Source organism: Dietzia sp. B19, assembly GCF_014145155.1.
GTDB classification, from domain to species: Bacteria; Actinomycetota; Actinomycetes; order Mycobacteriales; family Mycobacteriaceae; genus Dietzia; species Dietzia natronolimnaea.
This window is the reverse complement of record NZ_JAALED010000268.1, coordinates 1-2586: the sequence shown is the minus strand read 5'-3', so window position 1 is coordinate 2586 and position 2586 is coordinate 1. Positions and strand designations below refer to the sequence as shown.

Genomic DNA, 2586 nt, shown 5'->3' with positions numbered 1-2586 from the left:
GCCCCTGCCCCCTCGCCGGGGCGCGCCGGTGCCGAGCCCGCGGCGTCCGATCCCGGGGACTCCGGGCCGGCGGAGGGCAGCTCGTGACCGAGTTCCCGGGCCAGTGCCCCGAGCAGTTCGATCGCCGCGTCCGAGATCACGGTGCCGGGGGGATAGATGGCGGTCGCCCCGGCGTCGTAGAGCTCCTGGAAGTCACCGGGCGGGATGACGCCACCGACGGTGACCATGATGTCCGCACGGCCCACCGCGGCGAGCGCCTCGCGCAGTGCCGGCACCAGGGTGAGGTGACCGGCGGCCAGGGAGGACACGCCGACCACGTGGACGTCGGCGTCCGCGGCCTGCTGGGCGACCTCTTCCGGGGTCTGGAACAACGGGCCCATGTCCACGTCGAAGCCGAGGTCGGCGAAGGCGGTCCCCACGACCTTCTGCCCGCGGTCGTGGCCGTCCTGTCCCATCTTGGCCAACAGGATGCGCGGCCTGCGACCCTCCAGCTCGGCGAACTCCTCGGCCATCTTCATCGCCTTGGTGACGTTGTCCACGGCGCCCTCCTTGGAGACCTCCTGCCGGTACACGCCGGACAGGGTCTTGATCTCTGCCTTGTGTCGACCGTAGACCTTCTCGAGCGCGTCCGAGATCTCGCCGATGGTCGCGTGGGCGCGGGCGGCGTCGATGGCCAGCGCCATGAGGTTGTTCTCCATACCGCTCCCGGCCCCGCCGCCGGCGGCCTCGGTGAGCCTGTCCAGGGCCGCCTGGCAGGCGGCCTCGTCGCGCTCAGCCCGGAGCCTGTCCAGCTTGGCGAGCTGCTCGGTGCGCACGCGGGAGTTCTCGACCTTGAGGACCTCGATCTCCTGGTCCTCGGTGACGACGTACTTGTTGACCCCGATCACCGGCTGGCGACCGGAGTCGATCCGCGCCTGGGTGCGGGCTGCGGCCTCCTCGATGCGGAGCTTGGGGATCCCCTCGCCGATCGCCTGTGCCATCCCGCCCGCCTCCTCGATCTCGATGAGGTGCAGTCGGGCCTTGTCGGCGAGCTGAGCGGTGAGCCACTCGATGTAGTACGACCCCGCCCAGGGGTCGATGGGGCGGGTCGTCGCCGATTCCTGCTGGAGCAGGAGCTGGGTGTTCCGCGCGATGCGGGCGGAGAAATCGGTGGGCAGCGCCAGCGCCTCGTCGAGGGCGTTGGTGTGCAACGACTGCGTGTGACCCTGCGTCGAGGCCATGGCCTCGATACACGTGCGGGCGACGTTGTTGAACACGTCCTGGGCGGTGAGCGACCAGCCGGAGGTCTGGGAATGGGTCCGCAGGGACTTGGACTTCTCGTTCTGCGGTCCGAACTTCTCCACCAGTTCACTCCAGAGCAGGCGGCCCGCCCGCAGCTTGGCGATCTCCATGGAGAAGTTCATCCCGATCGCCCAGAAGAACGACAGCCGAGGGGCGAACTTGTCGATCTCCAGCCCGGCGTCCAGCCCGGCGCGCAGGTACTCGACGCCGTCCGCGAGCGTGTACGCCAACTCCAGATCCGCCGTGGCACCGGCCTCCTGGATGTGGTAGCCGGAGATCGAGATCGAGTTGAACCGGGGCATCTTGCGGGAGGTGTAGGCGAAGATGTCCGAGATGATCCGCATCGAGGGCGTGGGCGGATAGATGTAGGTGTTACGGACCATGAACTCCTTGAGGATGTCGTTCTGGATGGTCCCCGCGAGCTGCTCCGGAGCCACCCCCTGTTCCTCGGCCGCAACCACGTACAACGCGAGGATCGGCAGGACGGCGCCGTTCATCGTCATCGAGACGGAGACCGCGGACAGGTCGATCCCGTCGAACAACTCGCGCATGTCCAGGATCGAGTCGATCGCCACACCCGCCATCCCGACGTCCCCGGCGACCCGGGGGTGGTCGGAGTCGTACCCGCGGTGGGTGGCCAGGTCGAACGCGACCGACAGCCCCTTCTGGCCCGCCGCGAGGTTGCGGCGATAGAAGGCGTTGGACTCGGCCGCGGTGGAGAAGCCGGCGTACTGCCGGATGGTCCACGGCTGGTTGACGTACATGGACGGGTACGGACCGCGCAGGAACGGCGCGGCGCCCGGGACGGTGTCCAGCGGGAAGGGCGTGACCTTCTCGCCGTCGTCGGTCGGGGCGCTGCCCGTCTCGACCGCGTCACGGTCCGCCTTGGTGAACACCCGCTTGACGTCGATGCCCTCCGGGGTCTCCCACGTGGGGCCCTCGTCGACGGAACCCGGCTGGGGGGCTCCGTCGGTGGACCCCCGCAGCGGAGAGATGCTGAAATCGGGGAAGGTGGTCATCTCACTTCACTCCCAGCTGGTCGAGGAGGGTGGTCAGGGCGGCGACGGCGTTGATCCCGGTCGCGAGGTATCCGTCCGGTCGGTCGTCGGCGTCGGCGGGGAACCCCTTCTCGGCGCCCGCGAGGTACACCGTCGTCACACCCGCCTCGCGCAGCGCCCGGACGGCCTCCGGGCCCTCGGTGGCGTAGCGCTTGTCGGCGCCGCAGAGGACGGCGATCTCCTCCCCCTCGCGGACCCCGGCGTACTGGTCGGCCGCGGTGGCCAGGGGGTTGCGGGCCTCGATCCC

General features: G+C 69.7%; 1 protein-coding gene and 1 pseudogene. Both read right to left on the bottom strand.

Translation table 11 applies throughout. The features are described 5' to 3' along the window. Positions 1–2300 (bottom strand): methylmalonyl-CoA mutase (gene scpA, locus G6020_RS08570; RefSeq protein WP_241732632.1); only part of this gene is annotated, 2300 nt, incomplete at its 3' end. A gap of 1 nt (position 2301) precedes the next feature. Then, positions 2302–2586, bottom strand: a pseudogene (locus G6020_RS08565) (methylmalonyl-CoA mutase); the annotation flags it as partial.